The organism is Larsenimonas rhizosphaerae (assembly GCF_026240105.1).
GTDB lineage: Bacteria > Pseudomonadota > Gammaproteobacteria > Pseudomonadales > Halomonadaceae > Larsenimonas > Larsenimonas rhizosphaerae.
This window is the reverse complement of the sequence record NZ_JAPIVE010000002.1, coordinates 585,318-611,888: the sequence shown is the minus strand read 5'-3', so window position 1 is coordinate 611,888 and position 26,571 is coordinate 585,318. Positions and strand designations below refer to the sequence as shown.

The following is a 26,571-nucleotide window of genomic DNA, read 5'->3' as shown; positions in this document are numbered from 1 at the left end:
TAAGCATGTCTACGTCAGCCAGCGCGCGCCCTGCACGGGGACCGCGGGGAAAATTTCTGGTCATCCTGGTGTCGGTGGTGGCCGCGCTCGGGGGCCTGCTGTTCGGCTATGACACCGGCATTATCGGTGTGGCACTGCTGGGGCTGTCCAAGCAGTTTGTGATGGACGATACCACCAAGCAGCTGGTAACCGGCGCGATTATCTTTGGTGCCATTTTCGGGTGTCTGGGCACAGGCCCGCTGTCCGACAAGCTGGGGCGTCGGCGCTCCATCATGCTGCTCGGGCTCATGTTCATTGTCGGCTCCCTGCTCTCGGCGCTGGCGGAAAGCGTTGAAATGCTGATTCTGGCGCGCTTCATTCTGGGCCTGTCGGCCGGTAGCGCCACCCAGATCATTCCGGTGTATATCGCCGAGGTCACCCCGCCCAAGCACCGCGGCAAACTGGTGGTGATGTTTCAGATGATGGTGGTGTTCGGCATTCTGGTGGCCTATTTGACAGGCTTTGCCCTGGGCGATGACTGGCGCTGGATGTTCGGCCTGGGCACGGTGCCGGCCATTGTGCTGATACTGGGCATGCTGGTACTGCCGGAAAGCCCGCGCTGGCTGCTGGGCAAGGGCCGCGAAGAGGAAGCCTTCAGCGTGCTGGAACGTGTGCGTGAAAGCCACGAGGGCGCCCGGAATGAAATCAACGAGATCAAGGAAATTTCGGCCCGCCCGGAAGGTACCTGGCGTGACCTGTTCAGTGACTGGGTGCGTCCGGCACTGATCGCCGGGTTCGGGATCGCGATGTTCTCCCAGATTACCGGCAACAACGCCATCATCTATTACGCTCCGACCATTCTCAGTAACGCGGGCCTTGATGAAAACGCCTCGGTACTGGCCTCCATTGGCGGTGCAGTGCTGATCAACATTTCAACCATCTTCGGCATTCTGATGGTCGATCGCATCGGCCGTAAGCGCTTTTTGCTGTGGATGGTGCCCGGGTCCATCGTGGCGCTGATCGTGATGGGCTTCCTGTTCATGGATGGCGCCCCGACCTCGACCACATCCCAGTGGATTCTGGTGGTGTGCCTGGCCCTTTACATGGCGTTCAACTGCAGCTTCGGGGTCTGCCTGTGGCTGATCAATGCCGAAGTCTATCCGCTGTTTGTGCGCGGCAAGGGCGCAAGCGTGGGGGCGTTCAGCCACTGGGTGTTCAACCTGCTGGTAACCCTGACGACGCTGACCCTGATCAATGCGCTGGGAACGTCCGGCACGTTCTGGCTGTACGCGGCCATCTCCACACTGGCGCTGGTCTTCGTGGTGCGGTATATCCCGGAAACCAACGGCCGCTCGCTGGAGCAGATCGAAGCCGATCTCAAGGCCGGCACCTTCTTCCCGAAGGATCGCCGCCACAAGGCCTCACCGGCCACTTCGCACAGCTGACAGCGATGATGTTCCGGTACGAAAACAGCGCCTTCGGGCGCTGTTTTCGTTTCCGGCGTTCATCCCGTGCAAGTCAGGCTGCAGGGCCATGAGGGCCCTGCGCAACACGGGCCTCGGCCCGCGCCCGGGCACCATCCTGCACGGCCCAGCGCAGTACCGGGGCCACGCCACGAATACCGCCACGCACCATCGCCTGCTTCCACGGCCCGGGGGCAATTCCCAGTGTCTGCTGCGCCCACACCGGCAGCAGGTCCACGCCGGCCCACAGAAAGAGGTTGTACCCCAGCCCCACTGCGCCGAACTGTGCCCGGCTTTCAAACAGCAGCCTCACCACGTCATGGGTGCGCTCATCCACGACCAGCGCCGGGCGCATCCGTTCCAGATACGCGTCGATGGCCTCGGCCGTTTCCGGCACATCAACGGCACCAAGGCGGTAGGCGGTCAGTGCGCTTTCACGGTAGTAGCGGTCCTGCTCTTCCCGGGTCAGGTGCTTTCGGTAGTAGCGCAGGCAGGCAGTCAGAAAGCTGCGCGCCTCGGCCACGTGCACCCAGGTCAGGAGGGCCGGATCATCTGCCCGGTAGAAGCGTCCATCGGTGTAGTGGCCCTGCACCTGACGATGAATGACAATCACCCGATCTATCAGGCGATCCGCGGCCGCGGTGGGGCCAAAGGAGGTCACCGCAATGAACTGGCTGGTGCGGCGCAGCCGGCCGAGCATGTCTTCGCGAAAACTCGAGTGATCCCACACGCCGGCAAGCGCCAGCGGGTGCATCATCTGAAGGAGAAGCGCTGAAATGCCGCCGCACAGCATCGCGGTAAAGTCACCGTGCACGCGCCAGACCATGGAATCCGGCCCGAACAGGCCAGGATCGCCTGGCGGTGTGGCGTAATCCACCCCGCCCAGCGACAGCCCGGTCAGGCCGTGAATGCGCTGTTCAATCAGCCGGCGCACCATGTCAGCGGGTCTGATAGGCGCTGTAGGTGCGTGTGGCCCGCTCCAGATGCTGGTTCATGGCATTGCGGGCGCCCTGCTCGTCCCGGGCCAGAATGGCCTGCAGGATACGGCCATGTTCCTCGCCCACCTGGGCCAGATACTGCCGGGCGGCCACCGGGTCTACATCGGAATCCAGCAGTTGCGCCCGGGGAATGGCGCCGGTGTGCAGTGGCTCGTAAAACGCGAGCAGAAACGGGTTATGGGCCGCTTCAATGATGGCGTGGTGAAAGAGATAATCCTCGCTGCGGGCCAGAGAGGCCTCCCCTTCTGCGGCAATGAAGGCGCGGTGGGCTTCTTCAAGCGTCATGGCATCGGCCGACGTGTGGCGCCGGGCCGCCAGCGCCGCGGCCTGGGGCTCGATGGTCAGCCGCAGTTCCAGCACATGCAGGATGTCTTCCACCGTGGTGGCATTGATCCGGCGCGCCGGGAAGGCCTGCTCCGGCGCCTTTCTGAGCACCCGCGTGCCCACGCCACGACGGGTTTCGATCAACCCCATCGAGCGCAGGTGGGCAATGGCTTCACGCACCGCGGTGCGGCTGACGCCGAACAGGTCACACAGCTCGCTTTCCGTTGGCAGCTTGTCCCCCACCGCAATTTGGCCCTCGCAAATCAGGGCCTGTAGCTGTTGTGCAATCTGCCCCGACAGCGATTGCTGATTGGCCACCGGTTTGACCTGCCAGGCTGAAATATCGGCCATTGCTTCCTCCTGAGACATGCTCGGCGTGCCCGCTGTATGGTTGTCATACAAACTGTAAATCACCATACCCTGCCCGCCGTGAAAGCGCATCCCCCACCATAGTCCGGCGTATCTGCTGCCCTTCCGGCCGGCTCATGCTGTCGTCTGGACGATAGATACCCAACAAAAACGGCATGAACCGAAGAACGGTTCATGCCGAGATCCTTCCCGCTGGCAGCGGGGGTTACCGGGCTGACGGCATGGCCCTTACACCAGGGCACGCACCGCCAGAAACAGCACGGTCGGGGCCAGCAGAATCCCCAGCCCGGTATAGAAGGTGGCGGTCATTGCCCCGTAGGGCACCAGACGGGCATCGGTGGCGGCAAGCCCGGCCGCCACGCCACTGGTGGTGCCGATCAGGCCGCCGAAGATCATCGCCGAGCGCGGATTATCCAGCCCGATCCATTTGGCGGTCAGCGGGGTAAAGATCATGGTGAGGATGGACTTGACCAGCCCGGCCGCGATGGACAGGGCAATCACCTCGGAACTCGCGCCCAGGGTGGCGCCGGTTACCGGGCCGACGATATAGGTCACGGCACCGGCAGCAATGGTGGTGATATCCACGGCGCTGGTGTAGCCAAAGCTCACCGCCACCACGGCCCCGGCCACAAAGGAAATCAGCACCCCGGCAAACAGGGCAATGACGCCACGCACACCGGCCTGCTTGATCTCCTGAAACCGTACCCCGTAGGCGGTGGCAATGATGGCCAGATCACGCAGCATGCCGCCGCCCATCAGCCCCAGCCCGGAAAACAGGGTGACATCCGCCAGGCCGTGCTTGCCGCCGGTCATCACGCCGCCCACCCAGGCCAGCGCCAGACCGACAAGAATGGCAATGGCTGACCCGTGCAGCCGCCCTCGGGTAAACCGCTTGCTGACCCAGTGCGCCAGAAACATGGTCAGACCGATCACGGCGAAAGCCGCAATCAGGTGATACTTGTCAAACACCGTCATGATGGAATCGTTCATGGCAGGATATCCTCAGTGTGTGCGGCCGGGCGCTGGAGAGGTCGTGCTGGCGTCACCCGACGGCAGCGGCTCACGACGATGACCGGTCAATACCGGCACCAGCAACAGCCCGAGCGCCATGGCCAGCGCGCCGGCAAGCAGCGCCACCAGCCCGCCACTGAACGCTGCCGCCACGTTCTGGCTGGCCGCCATGGCGACCACGATCGGGATGTACATGGCGTTCCAGAAGGTAATGCCCTGCTCGGTACTTTCCGGCAGGTGGCCGCGCTGCTTGAGAATGCCGGTCACCAGAATCAGCAGCAGCATCGCGATCCCGACGCCACCGAGGTTGGCATCGATGCCCAGCAGGGTGCCGAGAACGTCCCCGGTTACCAGTCCGACCAGCATGCAGCCGGCCAGCAGTCCTACACCGTAAATCACCATGAGTATGTCCCCATCATCATTGTTGTTGTGCCGGGCCGGCCACGAGTGCAGCCGGCAGGGCCATTGTGGTGTGGTGAATCAGGTACTACTTGTCATGTACCGCAGTGCCGGTCTGATACAGATCGGCATGCGCCTCGCGCAGCAGGTTCTTCTGCACCTTGCCCATGACATTGCGCGGCAGTGCGTCCACAAACACCACACGCCGCGGCTGCTTGTAGCGCGCAAGATGCGGTGCCAGTGCGGAGGTGATGTCCTCCTGAGTGACCTCGGCCCCCTCGTTCAGGACCACGGCAGCGGCCACGCCCTCGCCCAGGTCCGGGTGAGGCACGCCGATGACCGCAGATTCCCTGACGCCTGGCAGCTCATCGATGAACTGCTCGATCTCCTTCGGGTACACGTTGTAGCCGCCGGAAATCACCAGATCCTTGTCCCGGCCGACAATGTGCAGGTAGCCATCGTCGTCGAGCATGCCCAGATCACCGGTAATGAAAAAGCCATCCGCACGAAACTCTTCCCGGGTCTTTTCCGGCATCCGCCAGTAGCCCTGAAAGACATTGGGGCCGCGAACTTCCACCAGCCCGTTCTGCCCGGCAGGCAGCTCGGCGCCACTGTCACGGTCAACCACACGCACTTCGCTGCCCGGTAGCGCGAACCCGACCGTGCCCGGCCGCCGCTCGCCCTCATAGGGATTGGACGTATTCATGTTGGTTTCCGTCATGCCGTAACGTTCCAGAATCATGTGACCGGTACGGGCATGAAATTCCCGGTGGGTTTCAGCCAGCAGCGGCGCCGAACCGGAAATGAACAGCCGCATGGCAGCGGTGCTGGTACGGTCAAGGCCGGGCTGGTCCAGCAGGCGGGTATAAAAGGTCGGTACGCCCATCAGCACCGTGGCCTGCGGCATCAGCGACAGCAGCGCCTGGGCATCAAAGCCCGGCAGCAGGGTCATGGAGGCCCCCGCCGTCAGAATGATATTGCAGGCCACGAACAGGCCATGGGTATGAAAGATGGGCAGCGCATGCAGCAGATGATCATCACGGGTGAACTGCCAGGTATCCACCAGAGCCTGGCTGTTGGCAGCCAGATTGCGGTGGCTCAGCATGGCGCCCTTTGAGCGGCCCGTGGTGCCGGAGGTATACAGGATCGCCGCCAGATCATCAGCGCCCATCTCCGCGATGGTTCGATCCGGTGCTTCGTCGGCAACCTGTGCCATCAAACTGCCACTGCAGTCATTGCCGAGGGTTTCCACATGGGCAACGCCGTGTGCCTCGGCCAGCGCGCGATGGCTGTCGCGCCTCGCCGGGTCACACACTACCAGGCGGGGCTCGGCATCCTGCAGAAAGTACGCCACCTCGTTATCGGTATAGGCGGTATTGAGCGGCAGATAGACCGCTCCGGCCCGCAGGCAGGCCAGATACAGCATCAGTGCCTGGGCACTTTTCTCAACCTGCACCACGACCCGATCCCCCTGGGCCACTCCCAGCCGGCGCAGCACACCGACCATTTTCATGGCCGTGTTCTGCACCTCCCCGTAGGTATGGGTATCACCTTCGAGGGTGGCCATCAGCACCTTGTCCGGTTGCTGATCAAAATGCGTCTGAAACTGTAGATAAAGATTATGATTCACAATTCATCTCCTGAGATAAGCGGTATCAGGCCTTGTCCCTGCTGCGGGTAAAGCGTTGCTGGCCCTGTTTGGCCGCACGCCGAACCTCGGAGGAGCAGGCAATGGTGCCTTCGCGACTGAACGCTTCGTGATTCTGTTCAATGCGGCCAGGTTCATAGAGGTAATTCACCATGACGCCATGGGACTGCTGGCGCCCCTTGGCAGAGGTATCCCCCGGCCAGTTGATGCGGTGAAGACGTGCCCCGTTCCCCAGATGAAATCGCGCGACCGGATCAGCCGGCGCGCCGCGGCGCCTGGCATCCAGCAGGTAATGGGCGGCCAGGGCCGTCACGTCGGAGGCCATCTTGCTGCGGGAGGCCTTGTCATCAAGCCAGTCCTCGGCTTCCAGCCGCTCCAGCACATCGCTGCTGCCGGGCAGGCCACCCTCGCTGCGGGTCTGGTCCAGCCATTTGCGAAGCCCGGGCACCGGAGACAGGGTCACGAAGTTCTCAAGCTGCGGCAGTTCACGCTGCAGTTCCTCGACCACCTGCTTGATGAGGAAGTTACCGAAGGAAATACCTTTAAGGCCCGCCTGACAGTTGCTGATGCTGTAGAACACCGCCGTGTCGGCATCCTCCGGCGCCACGTGTTCATCACTTTCCAGAATCGACTGGATGTTGTCGGGGATGCCACGACACAGGGCCACTTCGACAAAGATCAGCGGTTCATCCCCGGTGGCAGGATGGAAAAATGCGTAACAGCGCCGATCGCCCGGGTCCAGCCGCTGGCGCAGGTCGTTCCAGTCATGAATGGCGTGCACCGCCTCATACCGGATGACCTTTTCAAGCACAGCGGCCGAGGTATTCCAGTCGATGGCCTCCAGCATCAGAAACCCCCGGTTGAACCAGGAGGCAAACAGGTGGGCAAAGTCTGCATCAAGGGGGGCAAGCTCCGGGTGGTCCTTCAGCATGGCCAGCAGGTCCGAACGCATCTGGACCAGTTCATAGGTGCCCCCAGGGCACTGGTTCAACCGCCGAAACAGGGACTGCCGACGCGGCTCGCAGGCACTGCCAAGCGCCTGAAGGGCCGTGTTGTCTTCCGTCTCGCGGTAGCGTGCGTAGGCGGCATGAATCGCGGCCGGATCCGCGGCATACTGATCCGCCAGCAGGTGAAAGAAGGCGCGTTGCTGCTCGGTATCCAGGGTGCGATAGGCGGAGAGGGCCTGCCGCGCAATCAGAATACGGGAGGCTTCACCGCCATGGTGCATCAGGGTGTCACAGGCGGATTCCAGCCGGGCCAGACCGCTCTCTTCCCGTCCACTCTGTCTACTGACGAAGACCCCGTTCTGGCGCGCCTTGGCTTCAAGGCTCGACAGCAGTTCCTGCAGAAAACTCATGTTAACGTTCATGCTCTATCTCACCCCCGGTAAGCGCGATCGATACGGCACGCCAATGCCACTATTTAACCCTCAGAATCAGCCTTTTTATATTCTTCAAAATGATATGTTGTATACAACAATCAGCCTGCACCGTCGGGGTGTCAACATGGGAGAAAGTCTAATATGTCTCGGATACCTCAATCGCAGCGCCTGCGCGACCAGCTCGAAGACGCCATTGTGGAGGGGCTTTATGCGCCGGGAGACCGACTGGATCCCGAGGCGCTGGCCAGTGAATACCAGTGTTCGCGCACGCCTGTCCGTGAAGCGCTACAGCAACTGGCCACGACCGGCATGGTGGAGGTCAAGCCGAAAAGGGGGACCTTCGTCGCACGACTAAATGTCATGGAGGTGGTCGAGCGATTCGAGGTGATGGCCGAGCTGGAAGGCATGTGCGGGCGTCTGGCGGCGCGACGCATCACCTCTGATGAGCTGACGGCACTGGAAACCGCGCACGAGGCCTGTCGGCAGGCCCGCGATGCCGGTGACAGCGACGAGTATTACTACCGTAACGGGGTTTTCCACGAATGCATTTATACCGCCAGCCATAATGACTTTCTGGCTAAAGAGGCACTGCGACTGCATGCCATGCTCAAGCCGTATCGGCGGCTTCAGCTGCACGTGCGCAACCGGGTGAAGGATTCATTTGATGAGCACGAGCGCATCGTTCATGCGCTGCGCAGCGGCGATGCCGAGACGGCCCGCCGTGAACTGATGGATCATGTCCGCCTTCAGGGCGACCGCTTCAATGACATGGCAGCCTCCATACAGCGGCTGCCCCCGCCCCGGGCCTGATGCCCGGGACGAAGACCATGCCGCGTTGACTAGCGTTCGCGACGGCCGTCCACCAGGCGGTCAAGCCCCAGCGGGTTAACGTCCCTGAGCGCTTCCGGGCGCAGGGCGTCCGGCAGGTTCTGGTAGCACACCGGGCGCAGGAAACGGTCGATGGCGGCCGTGCCCACGGACGTGGTACGCGCATCGGACGTGGCCGGGAACGGGCCGCCATGCACCATGGCATCACAGACTTCGACTCCGGTCGGCCAGCCGTTGACCAGAATACGGCCGGCCTTGCGTTCAAGCACCGGCAGCAGGGCCTTGACGTCCTGGGTGTCAGCCTCGTTCATGTGCACCGTAATGGTGAGCTGCCCTTCAACCTGCTCGGCCACCTGTCGGGCTTCATCGAGGCTGTCGCATTCAACGATCAGCGAGGTGGAACCGAACACTTCCCGAGACAGCGCCTCATCGTTGATGAAGTGCTGCGCACTCGTCGCGAATAGCCCCGCCCGACAGGCGTTTTTACCCTCGCCTGCCGGGCCCTGGCCCAGTCGTTCGGCCTTATCGGAGGCGTCCAGCGCCTTGACCGCCTCGACGTAGGCATCATGTATGCCCGGCGTCAGCATCGTCTGCGCCGTGGCGCCATCAAGCGCTGCCACGGCAGCGCGCTTGAAGGTATCAAGGCCGTCACCCTTCACGGCAATGACCAGCCCCGGATTGGTACAGAACTGACCGGCATTCATGTTCAGTGAGCCGATGAACGCCTCACCAAGGGCCTGCGCCTCGCTTTCAAGCTTGTCGGCCATCAAAAACACCGGATTGATGCTGCTCATTTCCGCATAAAACGGAATCGGCTCGGCGCGCTGTTGCGCGGCCTTCCACAGCGCCAGCCCGCCGCTGCGCGAGCCGGTAAAGCCGGCCGCCTTGATACGCGGATCACTCACCAGCGCATGACCAATGTCGCGACCAGCGCCGTAAAGCAGCGAGAACACACCCTCCGGCAGGTTGCAGCTGGCCACCGCCCGCTGGATCGCACGACCAACCAGCTCGGACGTACCGGGGTGCGCGCCGTGCGCCTTGACCACCACCGGACACCCGGCCGCCAGTGCCGAAGCGGTATCACCGCCGGCCACCGAGAAGGCCAGTGGAAAGTTGCTGGCACCGAAGACCGCCACCGGGCCAAGGCCGATATGGCGCTGGCGCAGATCGACACGTGGCATTGGCTCGCGGTCGGGCCTGGCCGGGTCCACGCGCACATCGAGCCACTCGCCATCACGCACGACACGGGCAAACAGACGCAGCTGGTTGCAGGTACGGCCGCGCTCACCGTTCAACCGCGCTTCCGGCAACCCGGTTTCAAGAGTGCCACGCTCGGTCAGTTCATCACCGACGGCCTCGATCTCATCCGCGATGGCTTCCAGAAAGCGCGCCCGATCCTCGAGCGAGGTCTCCCGGTAGGCATCGAAGGCAGCCCAGGCCAGTTCACAGGCCCGGTCAACCTCATCACGGGTGCCGCCGGGATAGCCGGGCTCAAGAGCCTCGCCCGTGGCTGGATTGATCGCATGGACAACCTTCTGACTGCCCTTGACCGCCGTCTGGCCGATGAGTAGTTCCCCAGTCAATTGCATACTACCTCCGCTAGTGTGCATGGATCCTTTCCATGAAAGGTGTGCATGGACGTCTCTCCATGAAGTCTCAATCCCGAACAAGCGTCGGACGCCTGGGATCGAACTGCCAGCCATCAATCAGATATTGCATGGCCATGGCGTCATCGCGCTGGCGAACCTCCAGCGAATGATAAAGTCGGTTCGCAGCCTCAAGCTGCGCCTTGTCGATCGTGATGCCAAGCCCGGGGGTCGTGGGTACCGAGATCCTGCCGCCCTTGATCCGGAATGGCTCGGTGGTCAGACGCTGACCGTCCTGCCAGATCCAGTGAGTATCGATTGCGGTGATCTCCCCCGGGCACGCGGCGGCCACATGGGTCATCATGGCCAGTGAGATGTCGAAGTGGTTGTTGGAGTGCGAGCCCCAGGTCATGCCCCATTCGTTGCAAAGCTCGCCCACCATGACCGCGCCCTGCATGGTCCAGAAATGGCAGTCAGCCAGCGGGATGTCCACCGCATTGAGCGCGACAGCGAACTGAAGCTGCTTGAAGTCGGTCGCAATCATGTTGGTGGCGGTGGGAAGCCCCGTACGGCGCTTGAACTCCGCCATGGTTTCACGACCGGAATAGCCCCTTTCCTGACCACAGGGGTCTTCAGCATAGCTCAACATGTGTTTGATGGGATTCAGCGCCTTCACCGCCTGATCAAGCGTCCAGGCGCCGTTGGGGTCAAGCGTGAGCCGCGCGTCGGGAAAGGCCTCGTACAGCGCGCGGATGCAATCGGCCTCGGCCTCCGGGCTCAGTACGCCGCCCTTGAGCTTGAAGTCCTTGAAGCCGTACCGGGCATGCGCCGCCTTCGCCAGCCGCACCACCGCCTCCGGCGTCAGCGCTTCCTGACAACGCACCACGTCCCAGTCATCACGCGGTGATTCGGGCGGCTTTGGATAGGGCAGATCCGTCTTGTCCGGGTCGCCGAGAAGGAACAAGTACCCAAGCGCCTCGACTTCGTCGCGCTGGCGCCCGAGCCGGCCGAGCAGATCCGCCACCGGCAGCTCGACGTGCTGACCGTAGAGATCGAACAGCGCTGATTCGATGGCGGTCAATACATGCACCGCCACACGCAGATCGAACGTCTGCCGGCCACGCTCTTCCGGGCCGTTGCCCTCGAGCCGGGCCTTGCACTGCGTCAGCACCTGGCGGAAATCACGCAGGCTCTGGCCCTCGATCAGGTCTCGGCACTGCTCCAGTCCGGCCAGAATGCCCTCACTCGAGGGAATCTCCCCCACGCCGGTGTTGCCGGCGCTGTCTTCCAGCATCACGACACAGCGAATGAACCAGGGGGCGTGGCCGCCGCTCAGGTTCAAAAGAAAACTGTCGTAGCCGGCCACCGGCGTAATGGTCATGCGGGTCAGCGTGGGAAACATGAATAACTCTCCAGAACAGGTCGATCAACGTTGGCATGCAAGGCAGCTCGGCGATTTCAGACTCCATGCGCCCTGAACGTACACACGAGTGGATGGTGTCGTTTCATGATGTACGCCTGTACACATTGCAGGTTCGAGATGGAGCTTACCGGGCCACGTGGTCGATCAGCGCCTGAAGGCGTTTCGTCTCGTCCGCGGATGGCATCGTCAACGGCGAGCGCACATCACCGCCTGAATGACCGACCAGCGCGGCACCGGCCTTGACCAGGCTGACCGCATAGCCCGGGCAGGTATCGCGCAGCTGCACGAACGGAATGAAGAACTCGCGCGTCAGCCGCGCCACCGTGGCTGAATCTCCGGCACGCAGCGCCTTGTAGAACGACACCGCCATCTCCGGCACGAAATTGAACACTGCCGAGGAATAGGTGTTCACCCCGATGGAAAGATAGGCCTCTGCAAAGATTTCAGCAGTCGGCACGCCACCGACATAGACCAGGCGGTCCCCTACGGTCTTGATGATCGTGTTGAGCGCCTGAATATCGCCCCTGCCGTCCTTGACGCCGATCAGGTTCGGGCAGGCATCGGCCAGCGCCTTGACCGTCTCGGCGTTCATCAGGCCGTTGGCCCGGTTGTAATAAATGACGTTGAGGTCGGTCGAGCCACACACCGACCGGGCGTAGTCGAAAAGACCCGACTGCGGGCACTCGGTCAGATACGGCGGCATCAAGAGAATGCCGTCGGCGCCGGCCTCTTCAGCGATGCGCGCGTACTGGCGCGCCAGATGCGCGTTCATGCCGGCGCTTGCAATGACCGGCACCCTGCCGTTGGTGGCCTCGACCGCGATCGTCACGATTTCGCGGAACTCATCAAGCGACAGATTGAAGAACTCGCCGGTGCCGCCAGCCACGAACAGGGTGGAAATTTCATACTTGAGCAGCCACTCGATACGGGCGCGATAGGACGCCGCGTCGAAGTTGCCGTTTGCGTCGAAGTCGGTGACCGGGAAAGAGAGCAGTCCGTCGCCAACCGCGTCGGTAACCGCCTGTCTGGAAAACGCCATGGCTCGCCTCATTGATTATTCATGGAACATACGATGATGGTGAAGGCAATTTGTCATACATCATACATTCAAACCCATTAGACCATGGCTTATGAGACCAAGGTGACAACCTTCCCTTATTGCTCCTGCCCTTGCGTGCAACCGCCTGAAATAAAACCTGTTTAGACGCGCCTCGGCACCGATGCACCTTGAAACACGCGCACAAGAAAGGCGGCCCGAAGGCCGCCTTTTTCATACGTGGCGCGCAAGACACGCGCCGTGAGCGCTCATCGCATCATTACTTCGCGCGCGGCTCGGACATCAGCCCCTTGATCACGCCAAAGCAGCCCACCAGCAGCACGATGGCAAACGGCAGCCCGGTCGTGATGACCATGGCCTGCAGAGCCCCCAGACCACCGCCCAGCAGCAGGGCGATGGCAATGACGCCACTGATCAACGCCCAGAACACGCGCTGCGAGGTCGGTGCATCGATCTTGCCACCGGCGGTGATGGTATCGATGACCAGCGAGCCGGAGTCGGCAGAGGTAATGAAGAACACCATGATCAGCAACACTCCGACCAGAGAGGTCACCGTCTGCCACGGCAGATGACCAAGCATGGTAAAGAGCTTGAGCTCCAGCGCTGCATCAGCCACATCCGCAAGGCCTGCATCCACCTGGAAGATGGCCGTGCCGCCAAAGATCGTCATCCACAACGCGCAGACAATCGTGGGCACCAGCAGTACGGCGATCAGGAACTCGCGCACGGTACGGCCACGGCTGACACGTGCGATGAACATGCCCACGAACGGGGACCAGCTGATCCACCAGGCCCAGTAAAACGCCGACCAGGACTGGCTGTAATCAACATCCTCGCGGCCGAACGGCATCGACAGCGCCGGCAGATAGGTGGCATAGGCATAGAGGTTATTGAAAAACCCGGTAACCAGTTCCATCGTCGGCCCGGTAAACAGGATGAACAGCAACAGGGCAAATGCCAGTGCCATGTTGAGTTCCGACAGGTGCTTGAGGCCCGCGTTGACACCCGCGGCAACCGAGCACAGGGTCACTGCCGTGATCCCGACAATCAGCAGCACACGTGTGAGATCAGTATCCGGCACACCGAACAGGAAGTGCAGTCCGGCCGCGGCCTGCTGCGCCCCCAGCCCCAGCGAGGTGGCCAGGCCGAACAGGGTGGAAAAGACCGCCAGGATATCCACGATATGGCCCGGCCACCCCCAGATGCGCTCACCCAGTACCGGGTAGAAGATCGAGCGCATGGTCAGCGGCAGCCCCTTGTTGAAGGAGAACAGCGCCAGTGCCAGCGCAACCATCGCGTAGATCGCCCAGGGGTGAAGCCCCCAGTGCAGCATGGTGGAAGCCATGCCGAGCTGACGCGCTGCGGCCTCATCGCCCATGGCACCACCCAGCGGAGCGCTGTCGACGCGGACGCCATTTTCAAACGAGGTACCGCCCATGGCCGCCGTATAATGCGAGATCGGCTCGGACACGCCGTAGAACATCAGCCCGATGCCCATACCGGCAGCAAACAGCATGGCGAACCAGCTGATATAGGTGTGGTCGGGTTTGGCCTCGACACCACCCAGCCGTACCCTGCCCAGCGGGCTGAAGATCAGCCCGACGGCAAGCACCACGAAAATCGCGGTCGAGAGCATGAAAAACCAGGAAAGATTGGCCGTCAGCCAGTCCCGCATGCCGTTGAACAGCGGCTCCATCTGCGACTGCATGGTCAGTGTGAGCACTACAAATAACAGCACCAGCAGCGATGAGATGCCGAATACCTTGCCGTGCAGATCCACGTTGAACAGCACGCGGCCCTGAAAATTGTCCTGTCCGATGACATAATCGGTATCGATCATGTTGGAATCGCCCGTGGGTGCCGGTATCCCTTCGCCGGCGTCGGCCTCATCCTTTTTTTCGTTATCCGATGTACGCGTCAAAGTCCTTCTCCATCGTTGTCTTTCATCATGAGTAACGTTTTCGTTCCTGCAGCCATCTCTCATCAACGACATGAGTGGTCAAACGCGTGTAATCCGGAGTGGATCCGGCGTATTCCGGGGGGCAGGTCAGAAGGGGCGACGGGTGAAATGGCTGGTGCGGTAGCGTCCACGGCATACGACGCGATGGCATGCCTCTGCGAATACCTCGCCGCACCGATGCATTTCTCCAGTGGCCGAGCGAGTCGGCTGGCGTCCTCATCCATGACCTGACCAGCGTTGCCCGGGCGCGCCATGATAAAGGCATACACCGCGATAGCAACCGACAATGACCACCCGGTCCATCAGGCCAGACCGATGTAAACAGGCCTTCCACCAAAGAACACGTTGTAAACGCGCATCCATGCCGGTTTGCGCGCTACCCTGTAACGACACTCATCAATGCAGGAAGACCGATGAAGCGCTTTTACAATGACGCCGATGCTGTTGTCGATGAACTGCTGGCAGCAGAGGCGCACCTTCGCTCTGTTCGACTATCGACCCATGCCAGTGGCATGCGCATCATGGTGCGCGCCGACTGGTGTCGTAACGAACAGGGAGCAGACAAGGTGGCTGTGCTCTCCGGAGGGGGCGCAGGTCATGAACCCGCGCATGCCGGATTTGTCGGTGAAGGCATGCTGACAGGGGCGGTATCCGGCAGCATTTTTGCCTCGCCCAGTGTCGAGGCCGTACTGGCGGGGATTCGGGAAGTCTGTGGCACGGCCGGCTGCCTGTTGATCGTCAAGAACTACACCGGAGATCGCCTGAACTTCGGCCTGGCTGCCGAACGCGCCAGACTCGAAGGACTGAAGGTGGAAATGGTGATCGTGTCCGATGATATCGCGCTGGACGATGTGACCCAGCCCCGCGGCATTGCCGGCACCGTTGCCGTGCACAAGGTGGCGGGCTATTACGCCACCCAGGGGCACTCCCTCTCGGAGGTGGCACGCCTGGCAGAAGACGCTGCCGGCCGACTGATGTCGATGGGCATGGCGCTGGAAGGCGCCGCCCTGCCCGGTCAGACACGTGAGGAACGACGCCCCGAACTGGGGCTGGGCATTCATAACGAAACCGGCGCCCGGGAGGTCAGCCCCGACAATGCCCGCGATGCCCTCAATCTGGTGCTCTCACCGCTGCTGGAGGCGATGGATGCCCGGCACGGCAAGCGTGTTCCGCTCATCGCCCTGCTCAACAACCTGGGCTGCTGTTCCAGTCAGGAGATGAGCACGCTGACCTTTGACCTGCTCGATCAGCTGGGACCGGAGCGGCTACCCATGCTGATCGGCCCTGCGCCGATGATGACCTCGCTGGACATGCACGGCTTTTCCATCACCCTGCTGCCGTTCGAGGATGATCTGGCCACCGCGCTGAGCGCCCCTTCCACGGCTCCCGGCTGGCCCGGCATTCGTCATGTGACGGCACCGGCCTGGTTCGAGCCGGACACACGCGATGAACAGCGCGCCCTTTACGATAATGCGCCACAAAATGATGCCATGACGGCCTGCCTGAACAAGGTGCTGGTGGCCATCGGCGAGTCACGGGAGGCCCTGGATGAGCTGGATGCCAGAACGGGGGATGGCGATGCCGGCAGCAGCCTGAAGGAAGGCGTGGATGCCATTCAGAAGGCTCTCCGGCATCAGCGCCTGCCGGCTGACAACTGGCCGGCACTGCTGGCCGGCATCGGCGAACTGCTGGCGCGTGACATGGGCGGGTCCAGCGGCGTGCTGCTGTCCATCCTGTTCACGGCCAGTGCCGCCGAACTGGCCAATAACGACGACTGGGCGCATGCCCTCACCCAGGGTGCCAACCGCATGCAGACCTATGGCGGCGCACAACCGGGGGATCGCACCATGATGGATGCGCTATGGCCGGCCATCAGGGCGCTTGAACAGGGCAAGGGGCTGGAAGGCGCCGCACGTGCAGCCCGCGAGGGGGCCGAATACACCGCCACGTTGGCAAACGCCGGTGCAGGCCGGTCGTCCTATGTGCCGGCCGACCGGCTGGAAGGCGTTATCGATCCCGGCGCGGAGGCCATCGCCAGAGCGTTTGAAGCGCTGGTTTAAGCCGTGTCGTGGCGGCCCTCACGCGAGGGCCGCCCGGCCATCCCTGCGACCGCCGCCGCCAGCGCCAGTCCGAGCCCCAGCAGGGCAACGCCATTCCATTCAAGGTGCTGGTACGCCCACGCAGATGCCAGAGAGCCTGCGGCGCCCCCCAGAAAATAACAGGTCATGTAGCCGGCATTCAGGCGATTGCGGGCAGCCTGATCCAGCGAATAAATCAGATTCAGATTGGTAATGTGGACCGCCTGAACGGCCAGATCCAGCAGGATGATGGCCAGCACCAGAATGGCCAGTTCATGGGGCGCCCACCACAGCAGGCCCCAGGCCAGTACCAGCAGAACCAGCCCGCCCAGAGTGGTCTGATGCCCGCGCCCCTGGTCCACCAGATGACCGGCCTGACGTGCGGCCAGCGCACCGGCAGCGCCTGCCAGCCCGAAAAGCCCAATGGCGGCATCGCTGTAATGATAGGGTGCGCTCGACAGCAGGAAGGCTACCGAGGTCCAGAGCGCACTGAACATGGCAAAGCTTAAAAACCCCAGCAGGGCACGCTGGCGCAGCAGGCCATGTTTCACGAACAGATGGCCGATAGAGGCCAGAAGTGCCGCATAGGACATGCGGGTCTCGCTTTTATACGACGGCAGGGCGCGATACAGCACGGCAGCATTGATCAGCATCAGGATGCCCGCGACCCAGTAGACCGTTCGCCAGCTCCCCAGACTGGACAGGGTGCCGGACACGGTCCGGGCCAGCAGGATACCCAGTAACAGGCCGCTCATGACGGTACCCACTACCCTGCCCCGCCGCTCCGGTTCCGCCAGGGTAGCGGCAAAGGGCACCAGCACCTGCGCCACCACCGAAAAAATACCGGTGAGTGCCGTGCCCGCCAGCAGTACCGGCAGGCTGTCGGCATTGGCACTGATGAACAGGCCGGTCGCGGCCAGAAGCATCATGACGCCGATCATGTTCCTGCGATCCAGCAGATCGCCCAGAGGCACCAGAAGCAGCAGGCCGGCCGCATACCCCAGCTGCGCCACGGTCACGATGATACCGGCACTGGCAAAGGACAGCCCCAGCTGATCTGCAATCGTATGAAGCAGCGGCTGGGCATAGTAGTTGCTGGCGACCGCTACACCGGTGGTAATGGCCATCAGCAACACCAGCGGTGCACCGAGCCGATAGGACGGGGGCGGATTCATGAGGGGGTCTCTGTCGGTCGTAGGAGGGGGCCATGTTAGCTAAACTCCCACCAGCCGCAACCGGCTCTCATGAAAAACTGCGCAAGCCCGACACTCCCGGGCGTAGTAACATCATGCATCAAGCGCGCCGCAAGAAGCGTCCATGCGCATCATATACAGGGAATTGTAATGAACCATACAAGCGGCAACACGCAGCGAGGCGTCTCGCTGGCAGCACGAGCCGGATACACGGCCAAGGGCATCGTCTACGTATTGATCGGCGGGCTCTCCGCCATGGCTGCCTTCGGTCTGGGTGGGCAACGAGGCGGCGCCTCCGAAGCAGTGACACACATGGCCTCGAAAACACTGGGAACGACTCTGATGGTGGTTCTGTCCATAGGCCTGCTCAGCTATACCGCCTGGCGCATCATTCAGGCGGTACTGGATTCCGAAGACAAGGGCAACGGCCTGAAAGGCATTCTGGTACGCACGGGCTTTGTCATCAGCGGGCTCACCTACGCTACCGTCGCATGGCGCTGCATCAACCTGTTGATGCAAAGTGCCAGCTCCTCCTCAAGCACCTCCCAGCGCACGGCCATGGTCATGCAGCACCCCGGCGGGCTGATTGCCATCGGTGTTCTGGGCATTATCGTGGCGCTTGTCGGCCTGCGTCAGTTTCAGCGCGCCATCAAACGCAGTTACCGCAAAAGCTGGCATACCGAAAAGATGCCGGAACATCAGCTCAGGATCGCTGATGCCATTGCCCGCTGGGGGCTGTCGGCCCGCGGCGTGGTCTTTCTGATCATTGGCGGATTCCTGTGCCTTTCAGCACTTCATACGGACCCAAGCCAGGCCAAGGGGCTGGGCGGTGCGCTGACAACCGTGGCCCAACAGCCCTTCGGCCCATGGCTGCTGCTGGCCGTCGCGCTGGGGCTTATCGCCTATGGCGGGTACTGCTTTGTGAATGCCCGATACCGCACGACCAGCGCCTGACACCAGGACAGGACTCATCCGTGCTAAAGCTACCGGTATAACCTGCGATAACATTGCTATCGGGTAATTCCTTCTCCACATCGGGCCACGCCATCATGGAACGCTTCACTTACTCGCCCTTCCGTCTGGCCATTGCGGCCGGGCTTGCAGGGTCCGGAGCACTCCTGGTGGCCTTCCTCTTGTTCAGTGCCCTTCAGCAATGGCGCATTACACATCAGGCAGGCCATGAGCTTCAGCTCGCCAGGCTGACCATGGCCGGCAGTGAACTCGTGCATCAACTGCAGCGCGAGCGTGGATTATCTGCAGCCGTACTGGGTGATGACAGCGCCACACTGACCCGGCAATTGACGCGCCAGCGTACAGCGACCGACGAAGCCCTCTCCCGCTGGCAGGCAACCTACACTTCCCTGCGTGATGCACTGCCCGAATCGCTTGAACATACCAGCAACGACATGATGCACCAGCGCCTGGATGCGCTTGGCAGCACGCGTGAACTTGTCGATGCCCACCACTACGAGCTGGATGGGCTGCTTCGTTACTACACCGAGATAAACCGCCATCTGATAACTGATCTGAAGGACGCCTCCACCCATACCGATGACATCATGATCAGGCGCCAGTGGCTCAGCTGGTACAGCCTGGCCCTGCTCAAGGACGATGCCGGCCTTGAGCGCGCCCTGGGGGCCTGGGCCTATGCCAACGATGCCATGCCGACGGCACAGTTCCGCCGTTTCATGTCGCTGATCCGGCAGCAGAGCAATTACCTCTATGCCTTTCGCATTCAGGCCTCTCCCGCCATGGTGCACAGTGGCGAGGCTGTGATGGAGGCCGTCAATGAACAGGACATCGAGGCCGAACGAGACTGGATTGTGCGCCAGGCGGGCCATGGCGGATTCGATCGCGATCCCTCCCGGTGGTTCAGCCTTCAGACCACCCGCATTGATCACCTGCACACCCTGGAAGGCCGGGTATTTCATGCGCTGAAAGACACCCTTGATCGCCGCGATGCTGATGCCGAACACGCCCTGTGGTCTATGGCTGCTGCCAGTATTGCCCTGACCGCCGGCCTGATGGCTGCCGGTATCTACCTGTGGCGGCGTCGGCACCAGCTGCTGTGCCGACAGGCCCCTGACGACTGATCCATCGAGCGGTCCTGCCCGATCACCACCGCACCGCGACGCGCTGTTCATTCAGGGTCGTGACGTCCCAGCTCCCACCATGTCGGCAACAGCGCCTGCACCTCGGCCCGGTCAAAGCGGTCATCCATCAGATGAATGACGCCGGTATCCTCGGGCGTTCGAATCACTCGCCCGGCGGCCTGCACCACGCGCGTCAATCCAGGGTACAGGTACACGTAATCGTAGCCATGACCCAGGTACTGATCGAGCCGTCGGCGCATCGCTTCATTGACCGGGTTGACCTGAGCAAGTCCCAGCGTGGCGATAAACGCTCCAATCAATCGCGTGCCGGGCAAATCAATGGCCTCGCCGAAAATGCCGCCCAGCACCACAAACCCGATCCCCTGCCCGCCTTCCTCGAAACGAGCCAGAAAGGCACTGCGGGCGGACTCGTCCATACGGGCGTCCTGCGCCCACACCGGGATGGATGGAAAGGCCTGCATGAAGGCCGCCCGCGCGTCACGCAAATAGGCATAACTACTGAAAAAGGCCAGATAATTGCCGGGCTGCTGCATGAACCGATCAGCCATCACCCTGGCCATCGGTGCCAGTGAGGCTGCCCTGTCGCGGTAGCGCGTTGATACATGTCGCTCCACATGCACCTGCAGTTGTCCGGCGGTAAAGGGGGACGCTACCGAGTGGTATGTCGCCGTTTCAAGCCCCAGCAGACGTCGATAATAGACCGCCGGGCTCAGGGTGGCAGAAAACAGCACCACAGACCGGGCCGCCTGCCAGCGAGGGGCCAGCAGAGCGGCCGGCAGCACACAGCGAAGGCTCAACCGGGTATCACGATATCGGCCACGCGCCGGAGTGATAACCTCAAGGTCCGCCATGAAGTGGTCTTCGTCAACGCGCTCGGCCAGGCGAATCAGGTGCAGTACATCGAAGTAAAGGTTCAACAGGTCACTGTCCAGCGGCAATGGCGAGGTCGCCATCATCTCGGTCAGCGTCGCCGAGATTCCTTTAAGGGCCCGAATCATCCCGGTGGGCAGTGCCTTTAGCTCACCATACTCGGCAGGCGCTGCCTCCGTACGCTCATCTCCCAGTACCGTTCGGTTCAGGGCCAGCCACTGCCGCTGCAGGCGGTCCATGTCCTGACGCAGAGGGGGCGTGGTCTGACGGCGCACCGCACGAAATCGATGTTGATCCAGATGGGCGGAATACATGCCCCGCACGCGATCGACCAGGTTATGCGCCTCATCCACCAGCACGCCCACCTGCCAGCGTTGTTGCCGCGTCAATGCATGAAGCATGGCACTGAGATCAAAGTAATGATTGACGTCGCCAATGATGACATCCGACCAGCGCGCCATCTCCTGCCCCAGATAATACGGGCAGATACCGTGCGTCAGGGCCTGAGTACGCAGGGCCGGACCATCCAACAGCCCGGTCTGCGTTGCACAGGCCTGGCGCGCGGCCGGCAGGCGATCATAGAACCCTTGCGCCAGTGGACAGGAATCACCGTGACAGGCCAGATCAGGATGCTCGCAGGCCTTGTCTCGGGCGCGCAGTTCCAGCACTCGCACCGGCACCCGGTCGGCGGCCCCCAGCGCAGCAAGGCCATCCAGCGCCAGCTGCCGACCGGTCGTTCGCGCCGTCAGAAAAAAAACCCGATCCAGCCGGTCCGGCATGGCCTTCAGCATGGGAAACAGTGTGCCCAGGGTCTTGCCCAGCCCGGTCGGGGCTTCCAGCAGGGCATGACGCCCCAGATGGGCTGCCTTGTATACGTTCTCGGCCAGCGGGCGCTGGCCGGGGCGAAAATCTGCAAAGGGAAAGGCAAGTGTTGTCAGTGCCTGATCACGTACGGCGCGATGCGCCAGCTCCTGATCGGCAAAGGCCTGAAAGCGTGTCACCTGATCGATGAAGAAATCATCGAGGGCATCGGCACTCCACCACTGCTCCAGCCGGGTTTCCTGCTCGGTGGCAATATCAAAGTAAATCAGTACCACCTGCATGCCATGAAGCGCTCGCGCCCGACAGATCAGAGCGGCATAGACACATGCCTGGGCCCAGTGCAGTGCCCGCTGATTGGCCGGCATGGCATCCAGTGCCCCACGGTGGGTCTTGATTTCCTGCACTTCCGGCCCGTGCGGGCCCTGCATGTCAATGCCGTCACAACGCCCACTGACCTCTACCCGACCCGACCGCGCCGACAGGGTAACTTCGGCTTCGAACGTCTCGCCTCGTCCGGCCGCCACCCGCTGATGCCCCTCTACCCCCTCCTGCGCGGTCGGCGAGGGGGTAAAGCGCAGATCCAGATCGCCGGTACGTGCAGTAAAGTCACACAGGCTTCGCACCGCGACCCGGTAGGGTGATGCCTCGATACCAGGCTCGCTCATGGATCTCCCTTGTCGCTGTCATCCCAGCGTACATGGCACACCTCTGCCGGTAGATCGTGCCGGGCAAATACCGCCAGCCAGCGTTTCTGGTTGTCCTGCAACCGATCCCCGGGCCCCTTGACCTCGATCATTCGATAGCGCTGCTTCGCCGGCTCGAACTGAATCAGATCCGGGAAGCCGGCCCGGTTGGCCTTGATGTCGTGCAAGAGTCGCGTGAATATCAGTTTCAGATGCGCTGCCGGAATGCAGGCAAGGGCAAGGTCCAGCACCTGGTCAGATAGCCCCCATACGACAAAGGGCGACTGCAGTCCGGCCTTTTCTGACCGCATTCGGGCAATCCAGTCCATATACCGGCCATCCTCCAGACGCGCCAGCGCCTGATCAAACAGCGCCTTTCGCCGATGTACAAAATCCGGGCGGAACAGATCGGCCGGCCCATGATGAAAGGGGTGAAAGAACGCCCCCGGCATCGGCGCAAACAGGGCGTCCCAGCAAAGCAGGCCAAACAGGGTGTTGAACAGGGCATTTTCAACATACACCACCGGCGCATCCGGTGTGGTAAAGGCCTCGGCCACCGCACGTTCCACCGAGGCACTGCGAGGCAGTGTCACCGTGCAGGAAGGCGTCGCCGGTGGTGGCGCATCCGGTACCAGCACATGCCCCAGCCGTTTGGCCAGCCGGGGGCGAAGGCGCGCCAGTTGCTGTGCCTCCGCTTCACTGATGGGGGCTGCCCACGCTGTATCCGCCAGAACCCAGGCGGCCTGGGGGTCCTGTTTTTCAAGCAGGCGCAACCGGCGCATTCGCGCCTCACCGTCACCACTTTGCTCAAAGGCGGCCAGTGCGGTCTCCGTTTGCTGCTGTCGCTGCGCGGCAAGACCCAGCTGATACAGCAGCCGGTCCCGCCGCCCGGTCAACCAGGCGTTATCTGCGGCCACCTCGGGCACACTGGGCAATAATGCATTGGGGGATTCACCGGCATCCAGCGCCTCACGCTGGGTACTCAGGGCCAGATAAAGATCGATATCGGCCCGGCAGTGAAAGGCGCGCGCCGCCTCTGGAAAGGCGACTGTTTCAAAGCGGTAAACGCCCAGCTCGGCCAGCACGAATTCTGACCAGTGCTGCCGCAGGTTACCGAAGAACATCAGGCGTAGACGCAGCAGGATCTCACTGCAGGTCAGGGTGTAAAGCGGCTCGGTCGTGGCCGACGCGCACCAGTGATCAAAGGGAGCCGGGGCCATGCCGCACCGTGCGATCAATGCCTCAACCCGGTCGCCCTTGCTGCGGCCAGTCACTCCCTCCCGGTGCGCCAGCGTACTGACATCGGCACTGCTCATCAGCGGAGCAGCCTCGGGCAGTGACAGGGCAACGTTACGGACCACCAGTCCCTCCTCAATCAAGGGTGCCACCGCGGCGGCGGTCGATCCGATTTCCGGGTAGTTCAATCGATGGTGACGAAAGTGATCACCCTTGCGCATCGCCATGCGGACCAGCAGCGCCCGGGCTGGTTCCGGCAGGTCATGAAAGGCGGTAATGAACGCGGCTTCAGCGCCTTCCAGCAGCGGTGCATAGCGCGCCGTCAGCCAGTCGAGCACAAAACAGAAATTACGCAGGTAATAATGGGGGTCGTCCAGTACCGGGCGAGACATCGAGACCTCATGGCGGCGGCAAAAGCACTGAGCAGATATACAGCAGTCTACCCTGCCTTGCCGTCGCGGCCAAACGTCGCTCCCCTCACCGGGCCGGGATTTGCTACATTGGCACCCTCTGACGGTTTATCCTTTCTACTGCGCTTCAACCACCCAGGATGTTTACGTGAACGAGCCAACTTCCCCTCCTCGCCAGAAACGTGGCTGCCTGATGCTGATGCTCGGCGCCGTGATTTTCGTGGCGATTGTCTACACCATTCTGATTTATCTGATTCGCGCCAATCAGACCCCGGAACAGCAGGCCAATGAACGTCAAACCGTAACGCGCTGCTTTGATCGGCTGGAAACGGCGGATAACGACGCGCAAAGAGCCTCGATTCGTACCAGTTGCGAGGAAATGGCCGAGCAGTATCAGGACAAGTACAAGGAAGCCCCGTAATACGGGGCTTCCAGACGAGCGTGACAGACAGTTGCTGACCAGGCTCAGTTGGGCAGGCGGTCTTCGTCGTCCTCGGCATCCGAGGGCGTCACCGCGCTCATGTCGTCGTCATCATTGAAATCAAGTGACTTGATATTACCTTCGATACCCTCGGCATCGGCATCGGTAACTTCCAGCTCGTTTTCAAGCTGGCGTTCCTTCTCTTCCAGCAGCGCCTCGTCCCGATCACGACCGCCGGTAACGGCCATACTGGCCTCGTCCTCGAATTCCTGAGGAAGCTGCTCGGCATCCATGGTATCTGCCGTGCCGCTCATGGCGTCTCCCTGAACGTCGTCATCGGACGCGGTGACAGGCGGCTCATAATCGATATCGGTTTCTGAAAGCGGGGGTTGTGGCGTTGAACGTTGCTGTGCCATGAAGTCCTCCTTGTCGCGTTGGCAAATGCACCGCGTAAAGTGTAGGCCATGAAACTTGATTCTGGACGAGAATCCGGTTTCGACCCATCTTTCAGGTATTTCCTGTTCGCGGAGACCCGACATGACCGCTTCCCTCCCGTGCCTTGTCGCACTTGTCCTGGCATCATTGATCGTCGGCGTATCCCCTGCCCTGGCCGAGGTAACGCCGTCTTCCATGCAGCAAGGCGATACACGGGCCCAGGCGCAACAGCGGTTGAAGGCACGACAGATCGATAGCCAGCGCACCCGGGTTGAACGTCAGGCACGTGATCTGCACCGTGCTGAACGACAGGGACGGGAAAAGGCCACCGGGGAAAGAATGAGGCTGCGGCGGGAACAGCAGACCCTGCGCACCGAGAAAAACAAGGCCGACAACGTCGCCGGTACCCGATAGCAGGCATAAAAAAACCCGTGGCAACAACCACGGGTAACGCACATTAAAACATGACCTTCATTTTATCGACCGCTTCCGGCCGGACTTTAGAAAAGCGTTTGCTGCAGCAGGAAAACATTCAGGGCAATGATGACAGTGGCAATGGTCCAGGCCGCGAGAGTAGTCAGGCGATGATTGACCAGCGAGCCCATCAGTGCCCGATTGGAGCAGAAAAGCAGCAATGGGATCAGTGCGAAGGGAATCCCGAAGGACAGGACGACCTGGCTCATTACCAATGCCGTGGTCGGGTCTACACCGGCAGCCAGAATGCCCAGAGCCGGCACCATGGTAATCAGTCGACGCAGGTACAACGGAATACTGATCTTCAAAAAGCCCTGCATGACCACCTGCCCGCTCATGGTCCCGACCGATGAGCTTGAAAAGCCACTGGCCAGTAGACCTACTCCAAACAGAATGGCTGCCAGCGAGCCGACATGACTATCAAGCCGGGCAAAGGCTCCTTCAAGTGTCGTGATCGTGACATCACTGCCGAAGAACAGGCCGGCAGCCATGACCAGCATCGCGCCATTGATGAACCCGGCCACCCCCATCGCAATCAGGATATCGATGAATTCGAAGCGAAAGATGCGCTTGCGCTCCTCTTCCGAGCGGCCGACGACCCTACGCTGAGTCAGGGCTGAATGCAGGTAGATCACATGCGGCATCACGGTAGCCCCCAGAATACCGGCCGCCAGCATGACGCTGTCGATGCCCTCGAACCGGGGTACGGTCAGCCCGGTCAGCAGGGCGGCGCCATCTGGTTTGGCTACAAAGACTTCATAACTGAACGCGACGACCACAATGCCCAGAAGCGCTGTAATACCGGCTTCAAGCGGCCGAAACCCCCGCCGCTGCAATTCAAGCAGCGCGAAGGAAAATACCCCGGTAATGACTGCGGCGGGAAACAGGTCGATCCCGAACAGCAGATGCAGTCCCAGCGCACCACCGATGAACTCGGCCAGGTCGGTGGCAATGGCAATGATTTCAGCCTGCACCCACAGCCCCCAGGTCACCAGACGCGGAAAGCGCGCCCGACATACCTCGGGCACGTTCATGCCGGTAGCAATTCCCAGCTTGGCCGACATGGACTGAATCAGAATGGCCATCAGGTTCGACACCAGCACGACCCATAACAGCAGATAGCCGTAGGTCGAACCAGCCTGAATATTGGTCGCGAAGTTGCCTGGATCAATGTAGGCCACGGAAGCGATAAAGGCCGGGCCCAGAAAGGGCAGTAATCCCTTGATGCCGCGCTTGTTGCCATCCAGCGCCGACTGGGCAGCGCGCATGGCACTCAATTCGCCGGGGAGGTAATCGGAGGAGGAATCATTACTCATGAACATGCATGCCTTGCTGGAGAGTCTTTCGCGGGAAATACCCCGGTGCACAAATTAAACCATGGTTAAAAACTGTGGCACAAGTGAAGATTC

Annotated in this window: 22 protein-coding genes; 7 read left to right on the top strand and 15 right to left on the bottom strand. The window is 61.7% G+C overall.

Annotated elements, in window-relative coordinates:
- The first annotated feature begins 5 nt into the window (after window positions 1–5).
- Complete coding sequence (locus OQ287_RS09245) at window positions 6–1,424, top strand: sugar porter family MFS transporter (protein WP_250935466.1); 1,419 nt, start codon at window positions 6–8, stop codon at window positions 1,422–1,424.
- Window positions 1,425–1,497: 73 nt separating this feature from the next.
- On the opposite strand, the gene OQ287_RS09240 is transcribed toward OQ287_RS09245, so the two are convergent.
- The 6 genes from OQ287_RS09240 to OQ287_RS09215 form a co-directional block, all read right to left on the bottom strand.
- Entirely contained in the window at window positions 1,498–2,379 is an 882-nt protein-coding gene (locus OQ287_RS09240) for an oxygenase MpaB family protein (protein WP_265896252.1), read from the bottom strand.
- Window position 2,380: 1 nt separating this feature from the next.
- Complete coding sequence (locus tag OQ287_RS09235; protein ID WP_265896251.1) at window positions 2,381–3,115, bottom strand: FadR/GntR family transcriptional regulator; 735 nt, start codon at window positions 3,113–3,115, stop codon at window positions 2,381–2,383.
- Window positions 3,116–3,361: 246 nt separating this feature from the next.
- Window positions 3,362–4,123, bottom strand: a complete 762-nt coding sequence (gene madM, locus OQ287_RS09230) for a malonate transporter subunit MadM (protein WP_265896250.1) — start codon at window positions 4,121–4,123, stop codon at window positions 3,362–3,364.
- A gap of 12 nt (window positions 4,124–4,135) precedes the next feature.
- Window positions 4,136–4,546, bottom strand: a complete 411-nt coding sequence (madL, locus tag OQ287_RS09225; RefSeq protein WP_250935458.1) for a malonate transporter subunit MadL — start codon at window positions 4,544–4,546, stop codon at window positions 4,136–4,138.
- An 85-nt stretch (window positions 4,547–4,631) separates the two neighbouring features.
- The gene (locus OQ287_RS09220) at window positions 4,632–6,173 is read right to left on the bottom strand and encodes a malonate--CoA ligase (protein ID WP_265896249.1); all 1,542 of its coding nucleotides are present in this window, start codon (window positions 6,171–6,173) and stop codon (window positions 4,632–4,634) included.
- A gap of 25 nt (window positions 6,174–6,198) precedes the next feature.
- A complete protein-coding gene (locus tag OQ287_RS09215) occupies window positions 6,199–7,548 on the bottom strand; it encodes a malonyl-CoA decarboxylase (protein WP_265896248.1) in 1,350 nt (449 codons plus the stop codon).
- A 165-nt stretch (window positions 7,549–7,713) separates the two neighbouring features.
- Here OQ287_RS09215 and OQ287_RS09210 point away from each other — a divergent pair, with 165 nt between their 5' ends.
- Window positions 7,714–8,382: a GntR family transcriptional regulator gene (locus OQ287_RS09210; protein WP_265896247.1), complete on the top strand. Its 669-nt coding sequence runs from the start codon at window positions 7,714–7,716 to the stop codon at window positions 8,380–8,382.
- Window positions 8,383–8,411: 29 nt separating this feature from the next.
- On the opposite strand, the gene OQ287_RS09205 is transcribed toward OQ287_RS09210, so the two are convergent.
- From OQ287_RS09205 to OQ287_RS09190, 4 genes are all read right to left on the bottom strand, one after another.
- Window positions 8,412–9,989, bottom strand: coding sequence for an aldehyde dehydrogenase (NADP(+)) (locus tag OQ287_RS09205; protein WP_265896246.1), 1,578 nt, complete (start codon window positions 9,987–9,989; stop codon window positions 8,412–8,414).
- 67 nt (window positions 9,990–10,056) lie between these two features.
- A complete protein-coding gene (locus tag OQ287_RS09200; RefSeq protein WP_265896245.1) occupies window positions 10,057–11,388 on the bottom strand; it encodes an enolase C-terminal domain-like protein in 1,332 nt (443 codons plus the stop codon).
- Window positions 11,389–11,533: 145 nt separating this feature from the next.
- Entirely contained in the window at window positions 11,534–12,448 is a 915-nt protein-coding gene (gene kdgD / locus OQ287_RS09195; protein WP_265896244.1) for a 5-dehydro-4-deoxyglucarate dehydratase, read from the bottom strand.
- Window positions 12,449–12,725: 277 nt separating this feature from the next.
- Window positions 12,726–14,387, bottom strand: coding sequence for a BCCT family transporter (locus tag OQ287_RS09190; RefSeq protein WP_265896243.1), 1,662 nt, complete (start codon window positions 14,385–14,387; stop codon window positions 12,726–12,728).
- 452 nt (window positions 14,388–14,839) lie between these two features.
- Between OQ287_RS09190 and OQ287_RS09185 the strand changes: the two genes are divergently transcribed.
- Complete coding sequence (locus OQ287_RS09185; RefSeq protein WP_265896242.1) at window positions 14,840–16,486, top strand: dihydroxyacetone kinase subunit DhaK; 1,647 nt, start codon at window positions 14,840–14,842, stop codon at window positions 16,484–16,486.
- Here OQ287_RS09185 and OQ287_RS09180 read toward each other — a convergent pair.
- Complete coding sequence (locus OQ287_RS09180; RefSeq protein WP_265896241.1) at window positions 16,483–17,679, bottom strand: MFS transporter; 1,197 nt, start codon at window positions 17,677–17,679, stop codon at window positions 16,483–16,485. The two genes, OQ287_RS09185 and OQ287_RS09180, sit on opposite strands and share 4 nt — an antisense overlap.
- 168 nt (window positions 17,680–17,847) lie before the next feature.
- On the opposite strand from OQ287_RS09180, the gene OQ287_RS09175 reads away from it, so the two are divergent.
- Window positions 17,848–18,651, top strand: coding sequence for a DUF1206 domain-containing protein (locus tag OQ287_RS09175; protein WP_250935444.1), 804 nt, complete (start codon window positions 17,848–17,850; stop codon window positions 18,649–18,651).
- Between the two features lie 95 nt (window positions 18,652–18,746).
- A complete protein-coding gene (locus OQ287_RS09170) occupies window positions 18,747–19,790 on the top strand; it encodes a nitrate- and nitrite sensing domain-containing protein (protein WP_265896240.1) in 1,044 nt (347 codons plus the stop codon).
- Between the two features lie 47 nt (window positions 19,791–19,837).
- Here the strand turns inward: OQ287_RS09170 and OQ287_RS09165 are convergent, their stop codons facing one another.
- Both OQ287_RS09165 and OQ287_RS09160 read right to left on the bottom strand, forming a co-directional pair.
- The gene (locus OQ287_RS09165) at window positions 19,838–22,168 is read right to left on the bottom strand and encodes an ATP-dependent DNA helicase (protein WP_265896239.1); all 2,331 of its coding nucleotides are present in this window, start codon (window positions 22,166–22,168) and stop codon (window positions 19,838–19,840) included.
- The gene (locus OQ287_RS09160) at window positions 22,165–23,814 is read right to left on the bottom strand and encodes a VRR-NUC domain-containing protein (RefSeq protein ID WP_265896238.1); all 1,650 of its coding nucleotides are present in this window, start codon (window positions 23,812–23,814) and stop codon (window positions 22,165–22,167) included. The genes OQ287_RS09165 and OQ287_RS09160 overlap by 4 nt, the downstream gene beginning before the upstream one ends.
- A gap of 166 nt (window positions 23,815–23,980) precedes the next feature.
- Here OQ287_RS09160 and OQ287_RS09155 point away from each other — a divergent pair, with 166 nt between their 5' ends.
- Window positions 23,981–24,253: a hypothetical protein gene (locus tag OQ287_RS09155; protein WP_250935437.1), complete on the top strand. Its 273-nt coding sequence runs from the start codon at window positions 23,981–23,983 to the stop codon at window positions 24,251–24,253.
- Between the two features lie 44 nt (window positions 24,254–24,297).
- Here OQ287_RS09155 and OQ287_RS09150 read toward each other — a convergent pair whose 3' ends face one another.
- On the bottom strand, window positions 24,298–24,669 hold the full coding sequence (locus OQ287_RS09150) for a hypothetical protein (protein WP_265896237.1): 372 nt from the start codon (window positions 24,667–24,669) through the stop codon (window positions 24,298–24,300).
- Window positions 24,670–24,790: 121 nt separating this feature from the next.
- Here OQ287_RS09150 and OQ287_RS09145 point away from each other — a divergent pair, with 121 nt between their 5' ends.
- Window positions 24,791–25,102: a hypothetical protein gene (locus OQ287_RS09145; RefSeq protein ID WP_250935435.1), complete on the top strand. Its 312-nt coding sequence runs from the start codon at window positions 24,791–24,793 to the stop codon at window positions 25,100–25,102.
- 86 nt (window positions 25,103–25,188) lie between these two features.
- On the opposite strand, the gene OQ287_RS09140 is transcribed toward OQ287_RS09145, so the two are convergent.
- Window positions 25,189–26,478, bottom strand: coding sequence for an Nramp family divalent metal transporter (locus OQ287_RS09140; protein ID WP_250935434.1), 1,290 nt, complete (start codon window positions 26,476–26,478; stop codon window positions 25,189–25,191).
- Between the last annotated feature and the right edge of the window lie 93 nt (window positions 26,479–26,571).